The following is an 18,446-nucleotide window of genomic DNA, read 5'->3' on the forward strand; positions in this document are numbered from 1 at the left end:
AGAGGGAGGATGTCAGCCGTGAGCCGTCATTAACGCTCGCTCGCTGACCCCGCGCTTCATCACCCGATTCAGCACTTCCGCCTCCAGCTCTGCCAGTCTTGCCGACCCTAAGCGGCGCGGACGCGCAATATCGACCGTGACATCAAGACCGATTTTCCCTTCTTCTATTAGCAGCACGCGGTCTGCCATCGCGACGGCTTCGCTCACATCGTGCGTCACCAGAAGTACCGTAAAGCCATGCTTTTGCCAGAGTGAGGCAATCAGGTCCTGCATTTCGATTCGCGTCAGGGCGTCGAGCGCGCCGAGTGGCTCATCCAGCAGCAGCAAGCCCGGACGATGTATCAGCGCCCGCGCCAGCGCCACGCGCTGCTTCTGCCCGCCGGAGAGCGCAGCAGGCCATTCATCCGCACGGTTTTCCAGCCCTACGGCGGCCAACGCCTGGCGGGCTTCATCCCGCCAGTTGCCGTTGAGGCCCAGTCCGACATTATCAATCACCGTTTTCCAGGGCAGCAGGCGCGCGTCCTGAAACATCATGCGGGTATCATCCTGAATAGTGGCCAGCGGTGTCGCGCCTGCCAGAATTTCGCCGCCGTTGGGGCATTCCAGCCCGGCTAAAAGGCGTAACAGCGTACTCTTGCCGCCACCACTGCGGCCCACAATGGCGACAAATTGTCCGGCAGGAATATGCAGATCCAGCGTGTTGAGAATCGTGTTTTCGCCATAGCGCTTCGTGACACCGTTAAGGAGCAGCGGTGTACCCTGAGTCAGTCGGGCAGTATTCATGCTTTAGCCTCCTGTGAAATATAGGCTGGATTCCAGCGCAGCCAGCTGCGTTCCAGCCACTGGGCGCTGACGTCGGCAAGTTTGCCGAGCAGGGCATAGAGGATAATGGCCACCACCACCACGTCCGTTTGCAGAAATTCGCGGGCGTTCATCGCCAGATAGCCAATCCCTGAGTTTGCAGAGATGGTCTCTGCCACAATCAGCGTCAGCCACATCAGGCCGAGCGCAAAGCGCACGCCGACCATTATGGAGGGCAGGGCGCCCGGCAGGATCACATGCATAAAGAGGGCAAAACCGGACAGGCCGTAACTGCGTGCCATTTCGACCAGTCCGCGATCGATGTTGCGGATCCCATGCCAGGTATTAATGTAAATCGGGAACAGCGTACCCAGCGCGACGAGAAAAATTTTGGCGCTCTCATCAATACCAAACCATAAAATGACCAGCGGGATCAGCGCCAGATGCGGCACATTACGCAGCATCTGAATGGAGGTATCGAGCAGCCGCTCGCCCCAGCGAGAAAGCCCGCTGATCAGACCCAGTACCAGGCCGATGCTTCCGCCAATCGAAAAACCAATTACCGCGCGCCATGAGCTGATGGCCAGATGCTGCCAGAGTTCGCCGCTGACGCTCAGCGACCAGAATGCCTCTATTACGCCCTCCGGAGAGGGCAGAATACGGCTCGACAGCCAGCCGGCAGAGGACGCGAGTTGCCAGACAAGCACAATGCCAACGGGTAAAAACCATGGGGCGGCACGTAGCAACCATTTTTGTGAGGGGGCAGACATGGCAACTCCTTAGCTTTGTGCGGCTCTTCGCGGGATAAACTCGTTAGCCACGGCTTCGCCCTGAAGCTGGAGCTGGCGGGGCTGCGGTACGTCCGGGATGGCGACATCCAGATGCGGGAATAACAGCTCGCCCACTTTGTAGGCCTCTTCCAGGTGCGGATAACCGGAGAGGATAAAACTGTCGATACCCAGGTCTGCGTATTCATTGATCCGCGCAGCCACAGTTGGACCGTCGCCGACCAGCGCGGTACCCGCACCGCCGCGCACCAGGCCGACGCCCGCCCACAGGTTCGGGCTGATCTCCAGATTCTCGCGCTTACCGTTGTGCAATGACGCCATTCTGTGCTGGCCGACGGAGTCGGTTTTCGCAAACGCCGCCTGAGCTTTAGCGATAGTCTCATCATCGAGATGCGCGATCAGCCGGTCGGCCGCCTGCCAGGCTTCTTCATTGGTTTCACGCACAATCACATGCAGGCGAATACCAAAGCGCACCTTGCGACCATGCGCTGCCGCTTTGGCGCGCACCTGGGCAATTTTCTCTTTGACCAGCTCGGGCGGCTCACCCCAGGTGAGGTAGAGATCAACCTGTTCAGCCGCCAGATCCTGCGCCACATCTGATGAGCCGCCGAAGTAAAGAGGAGGGCGCGGCTGCTGCACCGGCGGGAAGTAGAGCCTGGCGTCGCGAACGTGAATATGTTTACCTTCGAAGGTGACGGTTTCCCCCTCCAGCAGACGTCGCCAGACGTGGGTGAACTCGGCGGACGCTTCATAGCGTTCGGTGTGATCGAGGAACACGCCGTCACCCGCCAGCTCCTGCGGATCGCTTCCGGTGACCAGGTTAAACAGGGCCCGGCCGTTAGAGAGCCTGTCGAGCGTTGCCGCCTGGCGCGCCGCGACGGTCGGGGAGACCACGCTCGGGCGCAGTGCCACGAGGAACTTCAGGCGTTGGGTCACGGGGATCATCGATGCGGCTACCAGCCACGCATCCTCGCACGAGCGTCCGGTGGGGATCAGTACGCCAGTAAAACCGATTCGGTCGGCTGCCTGCGCAATCTGCTGCAGATAGCCGTGGTCAACCGGGCGTGAACCCTCTTCTGTGCCAAGATAGTGTCCATCACCGTGGGTGGGTAAAAACCAGAAAAGATTCAGACTCATGATTTGGTTCCTTCTTTGCCTGCGGGTTGCCAGATGCGTTCGCGAATATTCACCTGTTTTGGAACAAGGCGATTTTGATAGAAGAGATCTGCGGTTTGCTGCTGCAGCGCAGCGACGTGTGCGTCCACCGGGGTAATGGTGGTCTGTGGACGGTGATCGAGATAGCTCGCGATCACCGGCTCAGGTAAGCCCATGGTTTTCGCCAGCAGGGTAATGCTCTCCTGACGTTGGCTTTGCGTTAGCGCATCCGCCTGAGTAAAGGTGTTGAGAACATCCTGAATAAAAGCGCCATTCTTTTCCGCATACGGGCGCGCGGCGAGGTAGAACGAGCCGGTTTGTTTCAGCGTGGTGCCATCTTTTAATACCCGCACGCCACCCTGCAGTAAAGCTGCGGAGTAGTAGGGATCCCAGATAGCCCATGCGTCGACATTGCCCTGCTGGAAAGCGGCGCGAGCATCAGCCGGCGTCAAATAAACGGGTTGAATGTCGGTGAATTTAAGCCCGGCCTCCTGCAGGGCCCGCAGCAGCAGGTTATGCGAGCTAGAGCCTTTCTGGAATGCAACCTTGTGGCCTTTGAGATCGGCGACCGTCTTAATGGTGCTATTTTCAGGGACCAGAATGACCTCAGCCTTCGGCTTGGCCGGCTCAACGCCGACATAAACCAGATCGGCCCCCGCCGCCTGCGCGAATATTGGCGGAATATCCCCGGTGCTGCCGAGGTCGATGCTTCCGACATTCAGAGCTTCCAGCATTTGCGGGCCAGCAGGGAACTCAATCCAGGAGAATGTGGTCTTCGGGAAGCGTTTTTCCAGAAGCTGATGGCTTTTAGCCAGCACCATACTGACGCTGCCTTTCTGATAGCCGATGCGTAAATGTTCAGGCGCCGTCTCTGCCGCGTGGGCCAGCGACGTGAGCGCCAACAGCCCGGCCAGTCCGAGACGGGTTAATCTTTTAAACATGGGCGACTCCCTGTGACGGGTTAAACGCCGGGGCGTGGATATCTCTGCGGTGCAGGGCATGCCAGAAGGTTTCCAGGGCGCTGTCGAGACGGGTTTGCAGATTCGGCGTGAAGTGAGGTTTGTGTTGATAATCGATAACCTGCGAGTCGTCGGCAAAGACACCGTGGAGGATCTCCTGCGCTTTTAGCGCATTCAGTACCGGCTTGAGGGCATAATCCACCGCCAGTAAATGGGCCACCGTGCCGCCCGTTGCCAGTGGCAGGACCACTTTGCCGTCCAGCGCACGTTCTGGCAGCAGATCGAGCAGGGTTTTCAGGGCCCCGGAAAACGAAGCTTTATAGATAGGCGTCGCCACGATTAAGCCATCAGCCCCTTTAAGCTGTTCAGTCAGCGTTTGCAGCGCCGGACTGTCAAAACGGGCGTAGAGCAGATCCTCGGGGTCGAAGTTATGCAGATTCCAGTGGCATACTTCCACATCCAGAGCATTGAGCTTTTCACGGGCATATTCCAGCAGTGCGCTGGAGCGAGAGGGGAATCGTGGACTTCCGGCCAGGGTTATGACGCGCATGCATGCTCCTTATAACTAATTGTTTGCTTTTATCTAACATTCATAACAATTTTCAGGAGTGTGACACTGCCCGGTTATTCCACTAAATGATTTATCTGCAATTAAAATGCGAAAAAGCGCATAAGAACGGAGCGGCAGGTAAACGATTGCGTATAACGGTGTTTTTTTTGCCACAGGTCAATTCCCTTTCCGGGCCGGATCGCACATAATCCCCTCCCGGTTTGCACACCGGGAATCCAGGAGAGTTCATGTACTACCCCTTCGTTCGTAAAGCCCTTTTCCAGCTCGATCCTGAGCGCGCTCATGAATTTACATTCCAGCAGTTACGTCGTATTACCGGAACGCCGCTGGCCGCACTGGTGCGTCAAAACGTGCCGGAAAAACCTGTGCAATGCATGGGCCTGACCTTTAAAAATCCGCTGGGTCTCGCGGCGGGTCTGGATAAAAATGGTGAGTGCATTGATGCCCTGGGCGCGATGGGCTTTGGCTCCATCGAAATCGGTACCGTCACGCCTCGTCCGCAGCCAGGTAATGATAAGCCGCGTCTGTTCCGCCTGGTCGAAGCCGAAGGGCTGATCAACCGCATGGGCTTTAATAACCTCGGCGTTGATCACCTTGTTGAGAACGTAAAAAAAGCCCATTTTGATGGTGTATTAGGCATCAATATTGGCAAAAATAAAGACACGCCGGTAGAGCAGGGTAAAGATGACTATCTGATTTGTATGGAAAAAGTCTATGCCTACGCGGGGTATATTGCGGTGAATATTTCCTCACCAAATACCCCGGGTCTGCGCTCTTTACAATATGGCGAAGCACTGGACGATCTTCTGAGTGCCATTAAAAATAAACAAAATGAGCTCCAGGCGATCCACCATAAATATGTTCCGGTCGCGGTTAAGATCGCACCGGATCTTTCTGCTGAAGAATTGATCCAGGTTGCCGACAGTTTAGTTCGCCATAATATTGACGGGGTGATTGCGACCAATACCACACTCGATCGCTCGCTCGTTCAGGGAATGAAAAACTGTGACGAAGCGGGTGGGTTAAGTGGACGTCCGGTACAATTAAAAAGCACAGAAATTATTCGTGCCCTGTCAGCAGAATTAAAAGGACGACTGCCGATTATTGGCGTCGGTGGTATCGACTCCGTGATTGCGGCTCGCGAGAAGATGGCGGCGGGTGCCTCACTGGTGCAAATCTATTCCGGTTTTATTTTTAAAGGACCGCAGCTGATTAAAGAAATCGTTACTCATATCTAATCTTTTCTCTTTATCAGACAACCAGGGCTTTATTTCCAGCCCTGGTTGTTTTATATTCCGTCATTGTTGCTTATTTAGTCATTATAGTCTTTTATTAATGGTGTTATAAACGAAGCGGCAAACAGGACATTTTTAGTACAGGAAGTTTGGGGACGGGAGAGAAACATGCGAATTAAACCTGACGATAACTGGCGCTGGTATTTTTGTGACGAGCATGATCGCATGATGCTCGATTTAGCCAATGGTATGTTGTTTCGTTCCCGTTTTGCTCGCCGAATGTTAACCCCGGACGCCTTCTCCCCGTCAGGCTTTTGTGTTGACGACGCTGCGCTTTATTTCTCCTTTGAAGAAAAATGCCGCGACCTGGTGCTTTCTAAAGAGCAGCGTGCCGAACTGGTATTAAACGCGTTAGTGGCTATTCGATTCCTGAAACCGCAAATGCCGAAAAGCTGGCATTTTTTACCGCATAGCATGAACTGGTCCCCCGCCACCGGCGATGCGGCGAGCGTAAACCTGAGCGATACCGCTGAAGAGGTGAGCCTGCTGGTGGTTGAGCCTGGCGAAAATGCCGCACTCTGTCTGCTGGCCCAGCCCGGTGTGACCATTGCCGGGCGGACGATGCAACTGGGGGATGCCATTAAGGTAATGAATGACAGGCTGAAACCGCAGCAACGCGTAGACGCTTTCAGCCTCGAGCAGGCCGTTTAAGCTTCCAGCTGTACCGACGTTTTCGGAATACAGCTGCAGCACAGAATTGTACCATCATCGCCAATCGCGGATTTTTTCAGCGCGCTGACTTCCCCTTCGACCAGCTTGATTCGACAGCACCCACAGATGCCTGCCCGGCAGGAGTAAGGTACGCGGATCCCCGCTTGTTCCAGCTGTTCAAGTAAAACCTGCTGATTGTTGCCGCGGATAACGGTGCCCTGCCAGTGAATGTCTACGGGCGAGCTGGCTGGCGTCTCAACGTCGACGAACTCTTCTTCCTGACCTGCGCCGTACACTCTTGCGGGCCCACGGGCGAGAATTTCGACTTCGTCACCCACGCGGATGACGCCGCTTGAGCGCGGAATGAGGTTCTGGCCGAAATCCACATCGCCATTGTCCTGCGCTGTGCGGAATGACTGCAGGGTTTTTAACGGCTCGCCGGAAGGGTGTTTCTGGCCTTTTTCGGGACTGACGGTGGTAAAGATACAGCGGCTGCAAGGCTTCACGACATCAAATACCACGCTGCCGATACGGATCACCTTCCAGGTATCCTCTTCCCAGGCGTCAGCGCCTGTAACAACCAGGTTGGGACGAAACTGCTCCATCTGAACGCTGGCTTTACAGCGACGCTGCAGGTCGCGCAGGGAGGCGTCGTTAGTCAACAGGAAGGGGAAGCCGTCCGCGAATGAGAGCGGGACCGCCTCGTGGCGCTTAACGCGCCGCGTCAGCGCCGGGCCGACCCAGCGCAGCTGCACATCCCGGGAGAAGAAGCCGCTCAGCCAGCGGTTAATGTCATCCGGGGCGATGCGCGCGGTAAAATGATTGCCCCACACTTCCGTTGGCGCTTCGACAGGCGCAAAATCAGCAAAGCGGATCACCACGCTGGAGCCATCCGGCGCGGTGAGATGCAAACCGTCATAAAGCGGGGAAGGGGTAAAGCGAACCATTTGTGGGAACTGGCGTGCGGTAATGAACGTACCGTCAGGTTCGGTGACCATAAAGATACGATCGAAGGCAAATCCGCTCATGTCGGCCAGCGCGTGTGAAACGCCGATCCCGCGCATGGATTTCACCGGATGAATAAAAAGCCTGGATAACGTCGCCACTGCACAGCCCCTCGAATGAAAATAAGCCTTCAACTTTATGACATACACGCCATATTAGCTATAATGCGCGACAATTTTCTAAGAGTAAAAGTGACGATATGAATTCTCTGTTTGCCAGTACGGCCCGTGGGCTGGAAGAGCTGTTAAAAACTGAACTGGAAACCCTGGGTGCGCAAGAGTGCCAGGTGGTTCAGGGTGGTGTCCATTTTGAGGGCGACACACGGCTTATTTACCAGAGCCTGATGTGGAGCCGTCTGGCATCACGCATCATGCTGCCGATGAAAGAGTGCAAGGTTTACAGCGACCTTGACCTCTATACCGGCGTACAGATGATCGACTGGACAGAGATCTTCTCCCCGAATGCCACCTTTGCCGTGCACTTTAATGGCGTGAACGATGAGATCCGCAACAGCCAGTACGGTGCCCTGCGCGTTAAAGACGCCATTGTGGACTGCTTCACGCGTAAAAATAAGGAACGCCCAAACGTCGATCGTGAAAATCCCGATCTGCGGATCAACGTCTGGCTCAACGGCGACACCGCCAGTATCTCTCTGGATCTGAGCGGCGCGGGTCTGCACCTGCGTGGTTATCGCGATCGTACCGGTATGGCGCCCATCAAAGAGACTCTCGCCGCCGCCATCGTGATGCGTTCCGGCTGGCAGCCAGGCACACCGCTGCTCGACCCGATGTGTGGCTCCGGTACGCTGCTGATTGAGGCCGCTATGCTGGCCACCGACCGCGCACCGGGCCTGCACCGCGGCCATTGGGGCTTCGGCGGCTGGGCGCAGCACGATGAGGCGCTGTGGAAAGAGGTCAAAGACGAAGCGCAGACCCGTGCACGTAAAGGTCTGGCGGAGTACACCTCCCATTTCTACGGCTCTGACAGCGACTCACGCGTCATTGAGCGTGCGCGCAGCAACGCCCGCCGTGCCGGTATCGGCGAGCTGGTCACCTTCGAAGTGAAAGACGTGGCGAACCTGACCAATCCGCTGCCAAAAGGCCCATACGGTACCGTTATCAGCAACCCTCCTTACGGCGAGCGTCTTGATAGCGAACCGGCGCTGATTGCCCTGCACAGCCTGCTGGGCCGTAATATGAAAAATGACTTTGGCGGCTGGAACCTGTCGCTGTTTAGCGCCTCGCCAGAACTGCTGAGCTGTCTGCAACTGCGTGCCGAACGCCAGTTTAAGGCGAAAAACGGTCCGCTGGACTGCGTGCAGAAAAACTACCATCTGGCCGAGAAAGCGGCGGACAGTAAACCATCGGGTGTGGCGGAAGATTACGCTAACCGCCTGCGTAAGAATCTGAAGAAATTCGAAAAATGGGCGAAACAGGAAGGTATCGAATGTTATCGCCTGTATGATGCCGATCTGCCGGAGTACAACGTGGCGGTTGACCGTTACGCTGACTGGGTTGTGGTGCAGGAATATGCGCCGCCAAAAACGATTGATGCACAAAAAGCGCGTCAGCGTATGCTGGACGTGATTGCGGCAACGATTTCGGTGCTGGGCATTGCGCCTAACAAACTGGTGCTGAAAACCCGTGAGCGTCAGAAAGGAAAAAATCAGTATCAGAAAATGGGTGAGAAGGGTGACTTTATCGAGGTGGGCGAATACAACGCGCGCCTGTGGGTTAACCTGACCGATTATCTGGATACCGGTCTGTTCCTTGACCACCGTATCGCCCGCCGCATGCTGGGCCAGATGAGCAAGGGTAAAGACTTCCTGAACCTGTTCTCCTATACCGGCAGCGCCAGCGTGCATGCTGGCCTTGGCGGTGCGCGCAGTACCACCACGGTGGATATGTCCCGTACTTACCTGGAATGGGCGGAACGTAACCTGCGCCTGAACGGTCTCACCGGGCGTCAGCATCGTCTGATGCAGGCTGACGTGCTGGGCTGGCTACGCGAAACGGACGAACAATTTGATCTGATCTTCATCGATCCCCCAACGTTCTCTAACTCCAAGCGTATGGAAGATAGCTTTGACGTTCAACGCGATCACCTGCGCCTGATGACCGACCTGAAACGCCTGCTGCGTAAGGGCGGTACCATTATGTTCTCGAATAACAAACGCGGCTTCCGCATGGATCATGAGGGGCTGGCTGCTCTGGGACTGAAAGCACAAGAAATTAGCCAAAAAACGCTGTCCCAGGACTTTGCCCGTAATCGTCAGATCCATAACTGCTGGTTGATCTCCGCGGTCTGAAAGGAATAATACATGTCTTTAATTAGTATGCACGGCGCGTGGCTCTCTTTCAGCGACTCGCCGCTTCTCGACAATGCAGAACTGCACATCGAGGACAACGAGCGCGTCTGTCTGGTCGGCCGTAATGGCGCGGGTAAATCCACGCTGATGAAAATCCTCAACCGCGAACAGGGTCTGGACGACGGGCGTATTGTTTACGAGCAGGATCTTATTGTCTCTCGCCTGCAGCAGGATCCGCCGCGTCACGTGACCGGCAGCGTTTACGACTTTGTTGCCGAAGGTATCTCTGAGCAGGCTGAATACCTGAAGCGTTATCACGAGATTTCACACCTGGTGATGACCGACCCGAGCGACAAGAATCTTAACGAACTGGCGAAAGTGCAGGAGATGCTCGATCACCACGGTCTGTGGCAGCTCGAAAACCGCATCAATGAAGTGCTGGCGCAGCTCGGACTGGAACCGGACATGGAGCTGTCGGCGCTTTCTGGCGGCTGGCTGCGTAAGGCTGCGCTTGGCCGCGCGCTGGTCAGCGGGCCGAAAGTGCTGCTGCTGGATGAACCGACGAACCACCTGGATATCGAAGCGATAGACTGGCTGGAAGGGTTCCTCAAAACCTTCAACGGAACCATTATCTTCATCTCCCACGACCGTTCGTTTATCCGCAATATGGCCACGCGTATTGTCGATCTCGATCGCGGCAAGCTGGTGACCTACCCTGGCGATTACGATACCTATCTGCTGGAGAAAGAAGAAAACCTGCGTGTGGAAGAGTTGCAGAACGCTGAATTCGACCGCAAGCTGGCGCAGGAAGAGGTCTGGATCCGTCAGGGCATCAAAGCCCGCCGTACCCGTAACGAAGGCCGCGTTCGCGCGCTGAAAGCGATGCGTCGTGAACGCAGCGAGCGCCGCGAAGTGATGGGCAGCGCCAGAATGCAGGTTGAAGAGGCCTCCCGTTCCGGCAAAATTGTCTTTGAAATGGAAAACGTCAACTATCAGGTTGATGACAAAGTGCTGGTGAAAGACTTCTCCGCACAGGTCCAGCGTGGGGATAAAATCGCGCTGATCGGGCCGAATGGCTGCGGTAAAACCACGCTGTTGAAGCTGATGCTGGATCAGCTGAAGCCTGACAGCGGCCGCATTCACTGCGGTACTAAGCTCGAAGTGGCTTACTTCGACCAGCACCGTGCGGAGCTGGATCCGGACAGAACGGTGATGGATAACCTGGCGGAAGGTAAACAAGAGGTGATGGTTAACGGTAAGCCGCGCCATGTGCTGGGCTACCTGCAGGACTTCCTGTTCCATCCGAAACGTGCGCTGACGCCGGTACGCGCGTTGTCAGGCGGTGAGCGAAATCGTCTGCTGCTGGCACGTCTGTTCCTGAAGCCAAGTAACCTGCTGATCCTCGATGAACCAACAAACGACCTGGACGTGGAAACGCTCGAACTGCTGGAAGAGCTGATCGACGGCTATCAGGGAACCGTGATGCTGGTAAGCCACGACCGTCAGTTCGTCGATAACACTGTGACCGAGTGCTGGATCTTCGAAGGTGAAGGGCGAATTGGACAGTATGTGGGCGGCTATCACGATGCGAGAGGACAGCAGTCGCAGTCTCAGGCGCTAAAACAGGCTAAATCCAGAACCAGTTCCGAACCTGCTGTAACAAAAGCAGAAACTGTCAAGAAAACCTCGGTTAAACTAAGCTATAACCTGCAGCGCGAACTGGAAGGACTCCCTCAGCGTCTTGAAGAGCTGGAAGCCGCACTTGAAGATCTGCAGGCGCAGGTCGCTGATGCGTCATTCTTTACCCAATCGCATGACTATACTCAAAAAGTACTGGCAGAACTGTCCGCGGCTGAAAAAGCCCTGGAAGAAGCATTTGAGCGCTGGGAGTACCTTGAGTCTCTGAAGAACGGCGCATAAACAGGGATACAATATGTGTGACCAGCACCATGCCGACAGGCATATATTATGCTCTCAATGCGATATGCTCGTGGCGTTGCCAGAGCTTGGTCACGGACATAAAGCCCTGTGTCCCCGTTGCGGTACGACGTTGACAACCGAGTGGGACGCACCAAGGCAGCGTCCCACTGCTTATGCGCTGGCGGCGTTGTTCATGCTGCTGCTTTCCAATCTCTTCCCCTTCATTTATATGAAGGTGGGAGGGATGACCAGCCAGGTCGATTTGCTTGAAATTCCGGGGGTTATGTTCTCGGAAGACTATGCCAGCCTCGGCACCTTTTTCCTCCTGTTCGTACAGATCGTCCCGGCTTTTTGTCTGGTCGTCATTCTGTTGCTGGTGAACCGCGTTGCGATGCCCCTCGCGCTTAAAATCTGGCTCGCGCGTATCCTGTTCCAGTTAAAAAGCTGGGGTATGGCCGAAATCTTTCTGGCGGGAATCCTGGTCAGTTTCGTCAAACTGATGGCGTATGGCGATGTGGGTATCGGCAGCAGTTTTGTTCCCTGGTGTCTGTACTGCGTTCTGCAACTGCGCGCCTTCCAGTGTGTGGACAGACGTTGGGCGTGGGACGATATCGCGCCGGCACCGACGCTGGTGCAGACGGTAAAGGTGGGGGTGCCAGGCATTCGTCAGGGGCTTCGTTCTTGCCCATGCTGCACCGCTGTGCTGCCAGCCGATCTGGATGTGTGCCCGCGCTGCGAAACAAAAGGATACGTGCGACGTAAAAATAGCCTGCAGTGGACAATGGCGCTGCTGGTGACTTCCGTCATGTTGTACCTGCCGGCCAATATCCTGCCGATTATGATCACCGATTTGCTCGGTGACAAAATGCCCTCGACAATCCTTGCCGGGGTAATACTGCTGTGGGGTGAAGGCTCCTATCCCGTTGCGGGGGTGATCTTTATTGCCAGTATTATGGTACCCACGTTAAAAATGATCGCTATTGCCTGGCTCTGCTGGGATGCGAAAGGCCATGGCAAACGCGACAGCGAACGCATGCACCTGATTTATGAAGTCGTCGAGTTTGTTGGACGCTGGTCAATGATTGATGTGTTTGTTATTGCCGTTCTCTCTGCACTGGTGCGGATGGGCGGATTGATGAGTATTTATCCCGCGATGGGGGCATTAATGTTTGCGCTGGTCGTTATTATGACCATGTTCGCGGCCATGACCTTCGACCCTCGTTTATCGTGGGATCGTGAGCCTGAATCAAGCCATGAGGAACAGTAAGAGCATGGAAAATAAGAGTGGAGAGGCGAAAGTGCAGAAGGTCAAAAACTGGTCGCCGGTGTGGATTTTCCCCATCGTGACCGCGCTGATCGGTGCATGGATCCTGTTTTATCATTACAGCCATCAGGGACCGGAAGTGACGCTCATCACCACCAATGCCGAGGGGATTGAGGGCGGTAAAACGACCATCAAAAGCCGTAGCGTCGATGTGGGCGTGGTTGAAAGCGCAACCCTGACCGACGATTTAACCCATGTGGAAATCAAGGCACGCCTGAACGCGGGCATGGAAAAACTGCTGCACGGTGATTCAGCTTTCTGGGTGGTCAAGCCGCAGGTAGGACGTGAAGGGATCAGCGGCTTAGGTACGCTGCTCTCCGGTGCCTACATTGAACTGCAGCCGGGTAAAAAAGGAAGCCAGCCGGCGCAATACCAGCTTCTTGACTCGCCACCGCTTGCGCCGCCAGATGCGAAAGGCATCCGCGTGATCCTGGACAGTAAAAAAGCGGGCCAGTTAACGGCGGGCGATCCCGTGCTGTTCCGCGGTTATCGCGTGGGATCGGTTGAAACAAGTACCTTTGATCCGCAAAAGCGCACCATCAGCTATCAGCTGTTCATCAACGCGCCAAACGATCGGCTGGTCACCAGCAACGTCCGTTTCTGGAAGGACAGCGGGATCGCGGTTGATCTAACGTCAGCGGGAATGCGCGTGGAGATGGGCTCCCTGACCACGCTGTTTGGTGGCGGTGTAAGCTTTGATGTGCCGGAAGGGCAAGATTTGGGACAGCCGGTTGCAGAGAAAACGGCGTTCAGGCTCTTTGACGATCAACGCAGCATTCAGGACGCACTCTATACCGATCACATCGACTTCCTGATGTTCTTTAAAGATTCCGTCCGTGGCCTTCAGCCGGGCGCGCCTGTCGAATTCCGCGGCATTCGCCTGGGTACGGTGGGGCAAGTTCCGTTCTTTGTACCGGGTCTGCAGCAGGTACTGGATGACGATTACCGCATTCCGGTGCTGATTCGCATTGAGCCGGAACGTCTGCTCAACCAGATTGGCGAGAATCAGGATATTGGTACGCATATTACCGAACTGATGAACCGGGGTCTGCGTGGGTCGCTGAAGACGGGCAACCTGGTGACCGGTGCGCTGTATGTGGATATGGACTTCTATCCAAAAGCCCCACCGATTACCGGTATCCGGGAGTTCGGTGGTTATAAGATCATCCCGACGGTGAGCAGCGGCCTGGCACAGATCCAGCAGCGTCTGATGGAGACACTGGATAAGATTAACAATCTGCCACTGAATCCGATGATTGAAGCCGCGACCAGTTCGCTCAGCGAAAGTCAGGCAACGATGCGTCGCCTGCAAACCACGCTGGATAACATCAACAAGATTACCGCAAGCCAGAGCATGCAGCAGCTGCCACAGGATATGCAGAAAACGCTGCGTGAGCTTAACCGCAGTATGCAGGGCTTCCAGCCTGGCTCGGCGGCGTACAACAAGATGGTGGCAGATATGCAACGTCTTGATCAGGTCTTGCGTGAACTGCAGCCGGTTCTGAAAACGCTCAATGAGAAGAGCAACGCGCTGGTGTTCGAAGCGAAAGATAAAAAGGATCCTGAGCCTAAGAGGGCAAAAGAATGAATAAATGGCTATTAATGGTTGGCGCTCTGCTGTTAACGGCGTGCAGTTCAGGCGTGGAGAACAAGAGCTACTATCAGTTGCCTCTTGCCGCGCAAAACGGGGTACAAAGTACCGCCAGTCAGGGAAACCGTCTGCTGTGGGTTGAGCAGGTTGCCGTGCCGGATTATCTGGCAGGCAACGGCGTGGTCTACCAGACCAGCGACGTAAAATACGTGATTGCGACAAACAACCTGTGGGCCAGCCCGCTGGATCAGCAGCTGCGCAATACGCTGGTGGCCAATCTGGGCAGCCAGCTTCCGGGTTGGGTTGTCGCGTCGCAGCCGCTGGGTAACGACCAGGATACGCTGAACGTCACGGTTACGGGTTTCCATGGCCGTTATGACGGTGCGGTGGTGATTAGCGGAGAGTGGTTGCTGAACCATCAGGGCCAGATGATTAAGCGTCCTTTCCATCTTGAGCTGAAACAGCAGAAAGATGGCTACGATGAAATGGTGAAAGTGCTGGCCCAGGGGTGGGCGCAAGAGTCGGCCAGCATCGCCAGGGAGATTTCCCGGCTGCCATAAGTAAAATTCATCGGTAAAAACCGCAATCGGCCTGTTGCTGATTGCGGTTTTTTTTCAGTTTCACTTCAGACCGTTACTTGTGCCGGGTCACAATTTTTGTACAAATGATCTTCCAGGTAGCTCACAAATATGACACCCGTATGAATTTTGAACATTGACGCTGCGACTAATTCGGGGTATTCGTTATCTGTGCCTGCGCAAGTTTGTGCAGACACTGTTTTCTTTCCACCAGACAAAAGAATGAGGGAAACGAGGCATGAAGAGACAGAAACGAGATCGCCTGGAACGGGCTCATCAACGTGGTTATCAGGCCGGCATCGCTGGACGATCTAAAGAAATGTGTCCTTATCAGACGATAAATCAAAGGTCACAATGGCTTGGAGGCTGGCGAGAAGCCATCGGCGACAGGGCACTCATAGCCTGATAACGTCTCTTTCAAAAAAAGAAACCTCCGCACTGCGGAGGTTTCGCCTTTATGGGGTCGCTCAACGCGAAATCAGAACGCGGAAGTGTCCTGGAACAGACCCACTTTCAGGTCGTTTGCGGTATAAATCTGACGACCGTCTACCAGCACTTCGCCATCTGCCAGGCCCATAATCAGGCGGCGGTTAACGATGCGTTTGAAGTGAATACGATAGGTCACTTTCTTCGCAGTAGGCAGAACCTGTCCGGTGAATTTCACTTCGCCCACACCCAGCGCACGGCCTTTACCTTCACCACCCAGCCAGCCCAGATAGAAGCCAACCAGCTGCCACATTGCATCCAGACCCAGACAGCCAGGCATTACCGGATCGCCAATAAAGTGGCAACCGAAGAACCACAGGTCCGGGTTGATATCGAGTTCTGCTTCTACGTAACCCTTATCGAAGTTGCCGCCGGTTTCGGTCATTTTCACGACACGGTCCATCATCAGCATGTTCGGGGCCGGTAACTGTGGGCCGTTAGCGCCAAACAGTTCACCGCGACCAGAGGCAAGAAGGTCTTCTTTTGTATAGGATTCGCGTTTATCTACCATGTTCTCAGTAAGCCTTATTTTAGTGAAGGACGCAGGATAGCTAACACGTGTACGCTGAACAAGTCCGATCAGTTTGAACTAAACCAGCCTAACCAGCGTAACGGCCAGGGATAACGATGACGAGCATCCTGCTGCGTCGCCTGAGCAATGCGCTCCTGGATAGTCTGCATCAGGGTTGTTTGCCCTTCGCCGTCCCATACCAGGTTTGTCAGTAAGGGTAGTGCATCATCAATGCCTTCGATGGCCCAGATGGTGAATTGTTCCTGTTCCACGGCATCAAGAATGTCCTGGCTGAGGCTCAAATGGCGGGCGTTAGGGGCAGGAATAATCACCCCCTGTTTGCCGTTTAACCCACGCTGCTGACAAATCGAGAAGAAGCCTTCAATCTTTTCGTTCAGACCACCCACTGGCTGCGCACGACCAAACTGATCGACCGAGCCGGTGATCGCGATGTTCTGATTAACTGGCACTTCTGCCAGGGCGCTGATTAAGGCGCACAGCTCCGCCATAGAGGCGCTATCACCATCGACTTCACTGTATGATTGCTCAAACGTCAGCGAGGCGGAGAAGGGGATTTGCTGCTCAAGCTGCAGCTCTGACATCAGGAACGCCTGCATGATCATCATGCCTTTAGCGTGAATGTTGCCGCCCAACTCGGCTTTGCGTTCGATATCAGTGAACTCACCGTCACCGACATGCACAACGCAGCTGATACGGGAAGGCTCCCCGAAAGCGCGCGGGTGGCCGGGGAATTCAATCACCGACAGGGCATTGATCTGCCCGATACGTTCGCCTTCGGTCTCAACCAGAATTTGTTCCAGCAGAATTTCATCCTGCATACGGTCAGCAAGATAGCCTTCACGCCACTCACGCTGCGCCAGCATCTGGGTAAGCTGCTCACCGGTGAATGCGCCGTTACCGCTGACGACACCCACTTCACGTAGTTGCTTGCCTATCCAGAGCGGGCAGAGCGGCAGCGTCTCCTGGTCACCGGTGTAGCGAACCGCTTCGCGGATCAAACCAGGCCAGGCGTCGGCCGCCGGCGTTGGCAGTGCGAAACGTTCCGCAACGCTCAACACCCACTGGCACCACTGTGCCATATCATCGGCATCGGTAATCTGGATGTTATCTTCGTATTCGCTGTAGACCGCTTGATCAGCCAGTTCGGGCTCCATCTCCTGGAAGTCAGCCAGCGATTCACGATCACCCGTCAGCACCACGGTCAGCGACAGCGGCATTGAAGGAACTGAGACGGGCAGGGGACGAGACTCGTCGTAGCCAACCCAGTCAAACCGCTGCTGGCTAACCACCGTTTTCAGGCGCATCCACAGCAGAGGTTGTGAGAGGAGGGTGCGCAACGAGATGATCAGTACGCCGCCATTCGCGCGGTGCACCAGCCCAGGTTGCAGCGAGAGCTCACCGTTAAACTGGCGCAGACAACCAAAGAGTTGTTCAGCCTCGACCCAGTTAGCGGTAATCACTTCACCCCTGGCAGCAAAGCGGTCGTCGGGCTGCTCTGCCGGTTCGAATGTGACATCATGTCCCGCGATACGATATTGGCCGCCAAAGACGGCGTTCGCTTGCGGTCGCAACTGGCGCATGGCATCACCCAGAAGCGTCAGATATTCCGCTTCTTCCGGGGCCTTGAGCATCATGAAGGGTGATGTTGCCCAGGGGCTTAACACCTGCTCCAGCGCATAATGCAAACGGGGTTGCGTATCACTAAGGATGAATTCGTGTTCTTTTGCGAGATCGGGTCGTGCAAACAGTTCCTGATAGCTCTCGGTATCCGGAACGAGGTCACGCCATGCAAGTTTCGTAATGGTCAAAGTTGATGTTTTTTAGTTAGATGTAAAAGCGTGGAGTATACCGTAAGCGGGGGGCTCTACCCAAGCAGGATTGGGTATTTCGGCAGGGTGATTGGCTGCATTCACTCACAGGATATGATTTCTTTTCAGCAGATTGCCAAAAAACTGATATTCTGAACAGAGTTACGTGGTAACACTGAGATCGCAATGAAATATCAACAACTGGAAAATCTCGAAAGCGGCTGGAAATGGAAGTACCTGGTCAAAAAGCACCGTGAAGGGGAGCTGATCACCTGCTACATCGAAGCCAGCGCAGCGCAAGAAGCCGTGGATATTTTGCTGACCCTCGAAAATGAACCGGTACAAGTTAACGGCTGGATTGAGAAACACATTAATCCTGCGTTGTTAAACCGGATGAAGCAAACTATTCGTGCGCGTCGCAAACGGCATTTTAATGCGGAGCATCAGCACACTCGCAAAAAATCCATCGACCTTGAGTTTATGGTCTGGCAACGTCTGGCAGGGCTTGCGCAACGGCGTGGGAAAACGCTGTCAGAAACGATAGTGCAGTTGATTGAAGATGCCGAGCATAAAGAGAAGTACGCCAACCAGATGTCGACGCTGAAGAATGATCTTCAGGCTCTGTTGGGTAAGAAATAGATTTTTGTTTTCTTCAGATTCAGATAATAAAAAAC

The 18,446-nt window shown here is 54.9% G+C and carries 17 protein-coding genes; 9 read left to right on the forward strand and 8 right to left on the reverse strand.

Annotated features, from left to right (window positions below; translation table 11 throughout):
* Positions 1-12: 12 nt before the first annotated feature.
* The 5 genes from ssuB to ssuE are packed head-to-tail and all read right to left on the reverse strand — an operon-like array spanning position 13 to position 4,253.
* On the reverse strand, positions 13-783 hold the full coding sequence (gene ssuB, locus HV340_RS07555; protein ID WP_181216412.1) for an aliphatic sulfonates ABC transporter ATP-binding protein: 771 nt from the start codon (positions 781-783) through the stop codon (positions 13-15).
* On the reverse strand, positions 780-1,571 hold the full coding sequence (gene ssuC / locus HV340_RS07560; protein WP_044866350.1) for an aliphatic sulfonate ABC transporter permease SsuC: 792 nt from the start codon (positions 1,569-1,571) through the stop codon (positions 780-782). The genes ssuB and ssuC overlap by 4 nt, the downstream gene beginning before the upstream one ends.
* A gap of 9 nt (positions 1,572-1,580) precedes the next feature.
* On the reverse strand, positions 1,581-2,726 hold the full coding sequence (gene ssuD, locus HV340_RS07565; RefSeq protein ID WP_113656735.1) for an FMNH2-dependent alkanesulfonate monooxygenase: 1,146 nt from the start codon (positions 2,724-2,726) through the stop codon (positions 1,581-1,583).
* A complete protein-coding gene (locus HV340_RS07570; RefSeq protein WP_020884802.1) occupies positions 2,723-3,685 on the reverse strand; it encodes a sulfonate ABC transporter substrate-binding protein in 963 nt (320 codons plus the stop codon). Before HV340_RS07570 ends, ssuD begins: the two co-directional genes overlap by 4 nt.
* Positions 3,678-4,253 carry an NADPH-dependent FMN reductase gene (gene ssuE / locus HV340_RS07575; protein WP_032681324.1) on the reverse strand — a complete coding sequence of 192 codons (576 nt, stop codon included), beginning with the start codon at positions 4,251-4,253 and terminating at the stop codon, positions 3,678-3,680. Before ssuE ends, HV340_RS07570 begins: the two co-directional genes overlap by 8 nt.
* 248 nt (positions 4,254-4,501) lie before the next feature.
* On the opposite strand from ssuE, the gene pyrD reads away from it, so the two are divergent.
* A complete protein-coding gene (gene pyrD, locus HV340_RS07580; RefSeq protein WP_020884800.1) occupies positions 4,502-5,512 on the forward strand; it encodes a quinone-dependent dihydroorotate dehydrogenase in 1,011 nt (336 codons plus the stop codon).
* Between the two features lie 165 nt (positions 5,513-5,677).
* Positions 5,678-6,220: a cell division protein ZapC gene (gene zapC / locus HV340_RS07585; protein WP_014169420.1), complete on the forward strand. Its 543-nt coding sequence runs from the start codon at positions 5,678-5,680 to the stop codon at positions 6,218-6,220.
* Here the strand turns inward: zapC and HV340_RS07590 are convergent.
* Positions 6,217-7,326, reverse strand: coding sequence for a YcbX family protein (locus tag HV340_RS07590; protein ID WP_025204540.1), 1,110 nt, complete (start codon positions 7,324-7,326; stop codon positions 6,217-6,219). The two genes, zapC and HV340_RS07590, sit on opposite strands and share 4 nt — an antisense overlap.
* A 98-nt stretch (positions 7,327-7,424) precedes the next feature.
* Between HV340_RS07590 and rlmKL the strand changes: the two genes are divergently transcribed.
* The 6 genes from rlmKL (at position 7,425) to rmf (ending at position 15,352) form a co-directional block, all read left to right on the forward strand.
* The gene (gene rlmKL / locus HV340_RS07595; RefSeq protein ID WP_032677814.1) at positions 7,425-9,533 is read left to right on the forward strand and encodes a bifunctional 23S rRNA (guanine(2069)-N(7))-methyltransferase RlmK/23S rRNA (guanine(2445)-N(2))-methyltransferase RlmL; all 2,109 of its coding nucleotides are present in this window, start codon (positions 7,425-7,427) and stop codon (positions 9,531-9,533) included.
* Positions 9,534-9,545: 12 nt separating this feature from the next.
* Positions 9,546-11,453, forward strand: a complete 1,908-nt coding sequence (locus HV340_RS07600) for an ABC transporter ATP-binding protein (RefSeq protein ID WP_063925138.1) — start codon at positions 9,546-9,548, stop codon at positions 11,451-11,453.
* A gap of 13 nt (positions 11,454-11,466) precedes the next feature.
* On the forward strand, positions 11,467-12,720 hold the full coding sequence (gene pqiA / locus HV340_RS07605) for a membrane integrity-associated transporter subunit PqiA (RefSeq protein ID WP_063925137.1): 1,254 nt from the start codon (positions 11,467-11,469) through the stop codon (positions 12,718-12,720).
* 4 nt (positions 12,721-12,724) lie between these two features.
* Positions 12,725-14,365 carry an intermembrane transport protein PqiB gene (pqiB, locus tag HV340_RS07610; RefSeq protein ID WP_020884796.1) on the forward strand — a complete coding sequence of 547 codons (1,641 nt, stop codon included), beginning with the start codon at positions 12,725-12,727 and terminating at the stop codon, positions 14,363-14,365.
* Positions 14,362-14,928 carry a membrane integrity-associated transporter subunit PqiC gene (gene pqiC, locus HV340_RS07615; protein ID WP_025204538.1) on the forward strand — a complete coding sequence of 189 codons (567 nt, stop codon included), beginning with the start codon at positions 14,362-14,364 and terminating at the stop codon, positions 14,926-14,928. Before pqiB ends, pqiC begins: the two co-directional genes overlap by 4 nt.
* 256 nt (positions 14,929-15,184) lie before the next feature.
* Positions 15,185-15,352 (forward strand): ribosome modulation factor, encoded by a 168-nt coding sequence (gene rmf / locus HV340_RS07620; protein ID WP_013097261.1) that lies wholly within the window; start codon positions 15,185-15,187, stop codon positions 15,350-15,352.
* A 72-nt stretch (positions 15,353-15,424) separates the two neighbouring features.
* On the opposite strand, the gene fabA is transcribed toward rmf, so the two are convergent.
* The gene (gene fabA / locus HV340_RS07625; RefSeq protein ID WP_014169427.1) at positions 15,425-15,943 is read right to left on the reverse strand and encodes a bifunctional 3-hydroxydecanoyl-ACP dehydratase/trans-2-decenoyl-ACP isomerase; all 519 of its coding nucleotides are present in this window, start codon (positions 15,941-15,943) and stop codon (positions 15,425-15,427) included.
* Between the two features lie 68 nt (positions 15,944-16,011).
* Positions 16,012-17,772 (reverse strand): Lon protease family protein, encoded by a 1,761-nt coding sequence (locus tag HV340_RS07630; RefSeq protein WP_063925136.1) that lies wholly within the window; start codon positions 17,770-17,772, stop codon positions 16,012-16,014.
* A gap of 186 nt (positions 17,773-17,958) precedes the next feature.
* Between HV340_RS07630 and matP the strand changes: the two genes are divergently transcribed.
* Positions 17,959-18,411: a macrodomain Ter protein MatP gene (gene matP / locus HV340_RS07635; RefSeq protein ID WP_014169429.1), complete on the forward strand. Its 453-nt coding sequence runs from the start codon at positions 17,959-17,961 to the stop codon at positions 18,409-18,411.
* Positions 18,412-18,446: the final 35 nt, after the last annotated feature.

The organism is Enterobacter sp. RHBSTW-00975, assembly GCF_013615235.1.
In the GTDB taxonomy this organism is placed as follows: Bacteria; Pseudomonadota; Gammaproteobacteria; order Enterobacterales; family Enterobacteriaceae; genus Enterobacter; species Enterobacter ludwigii.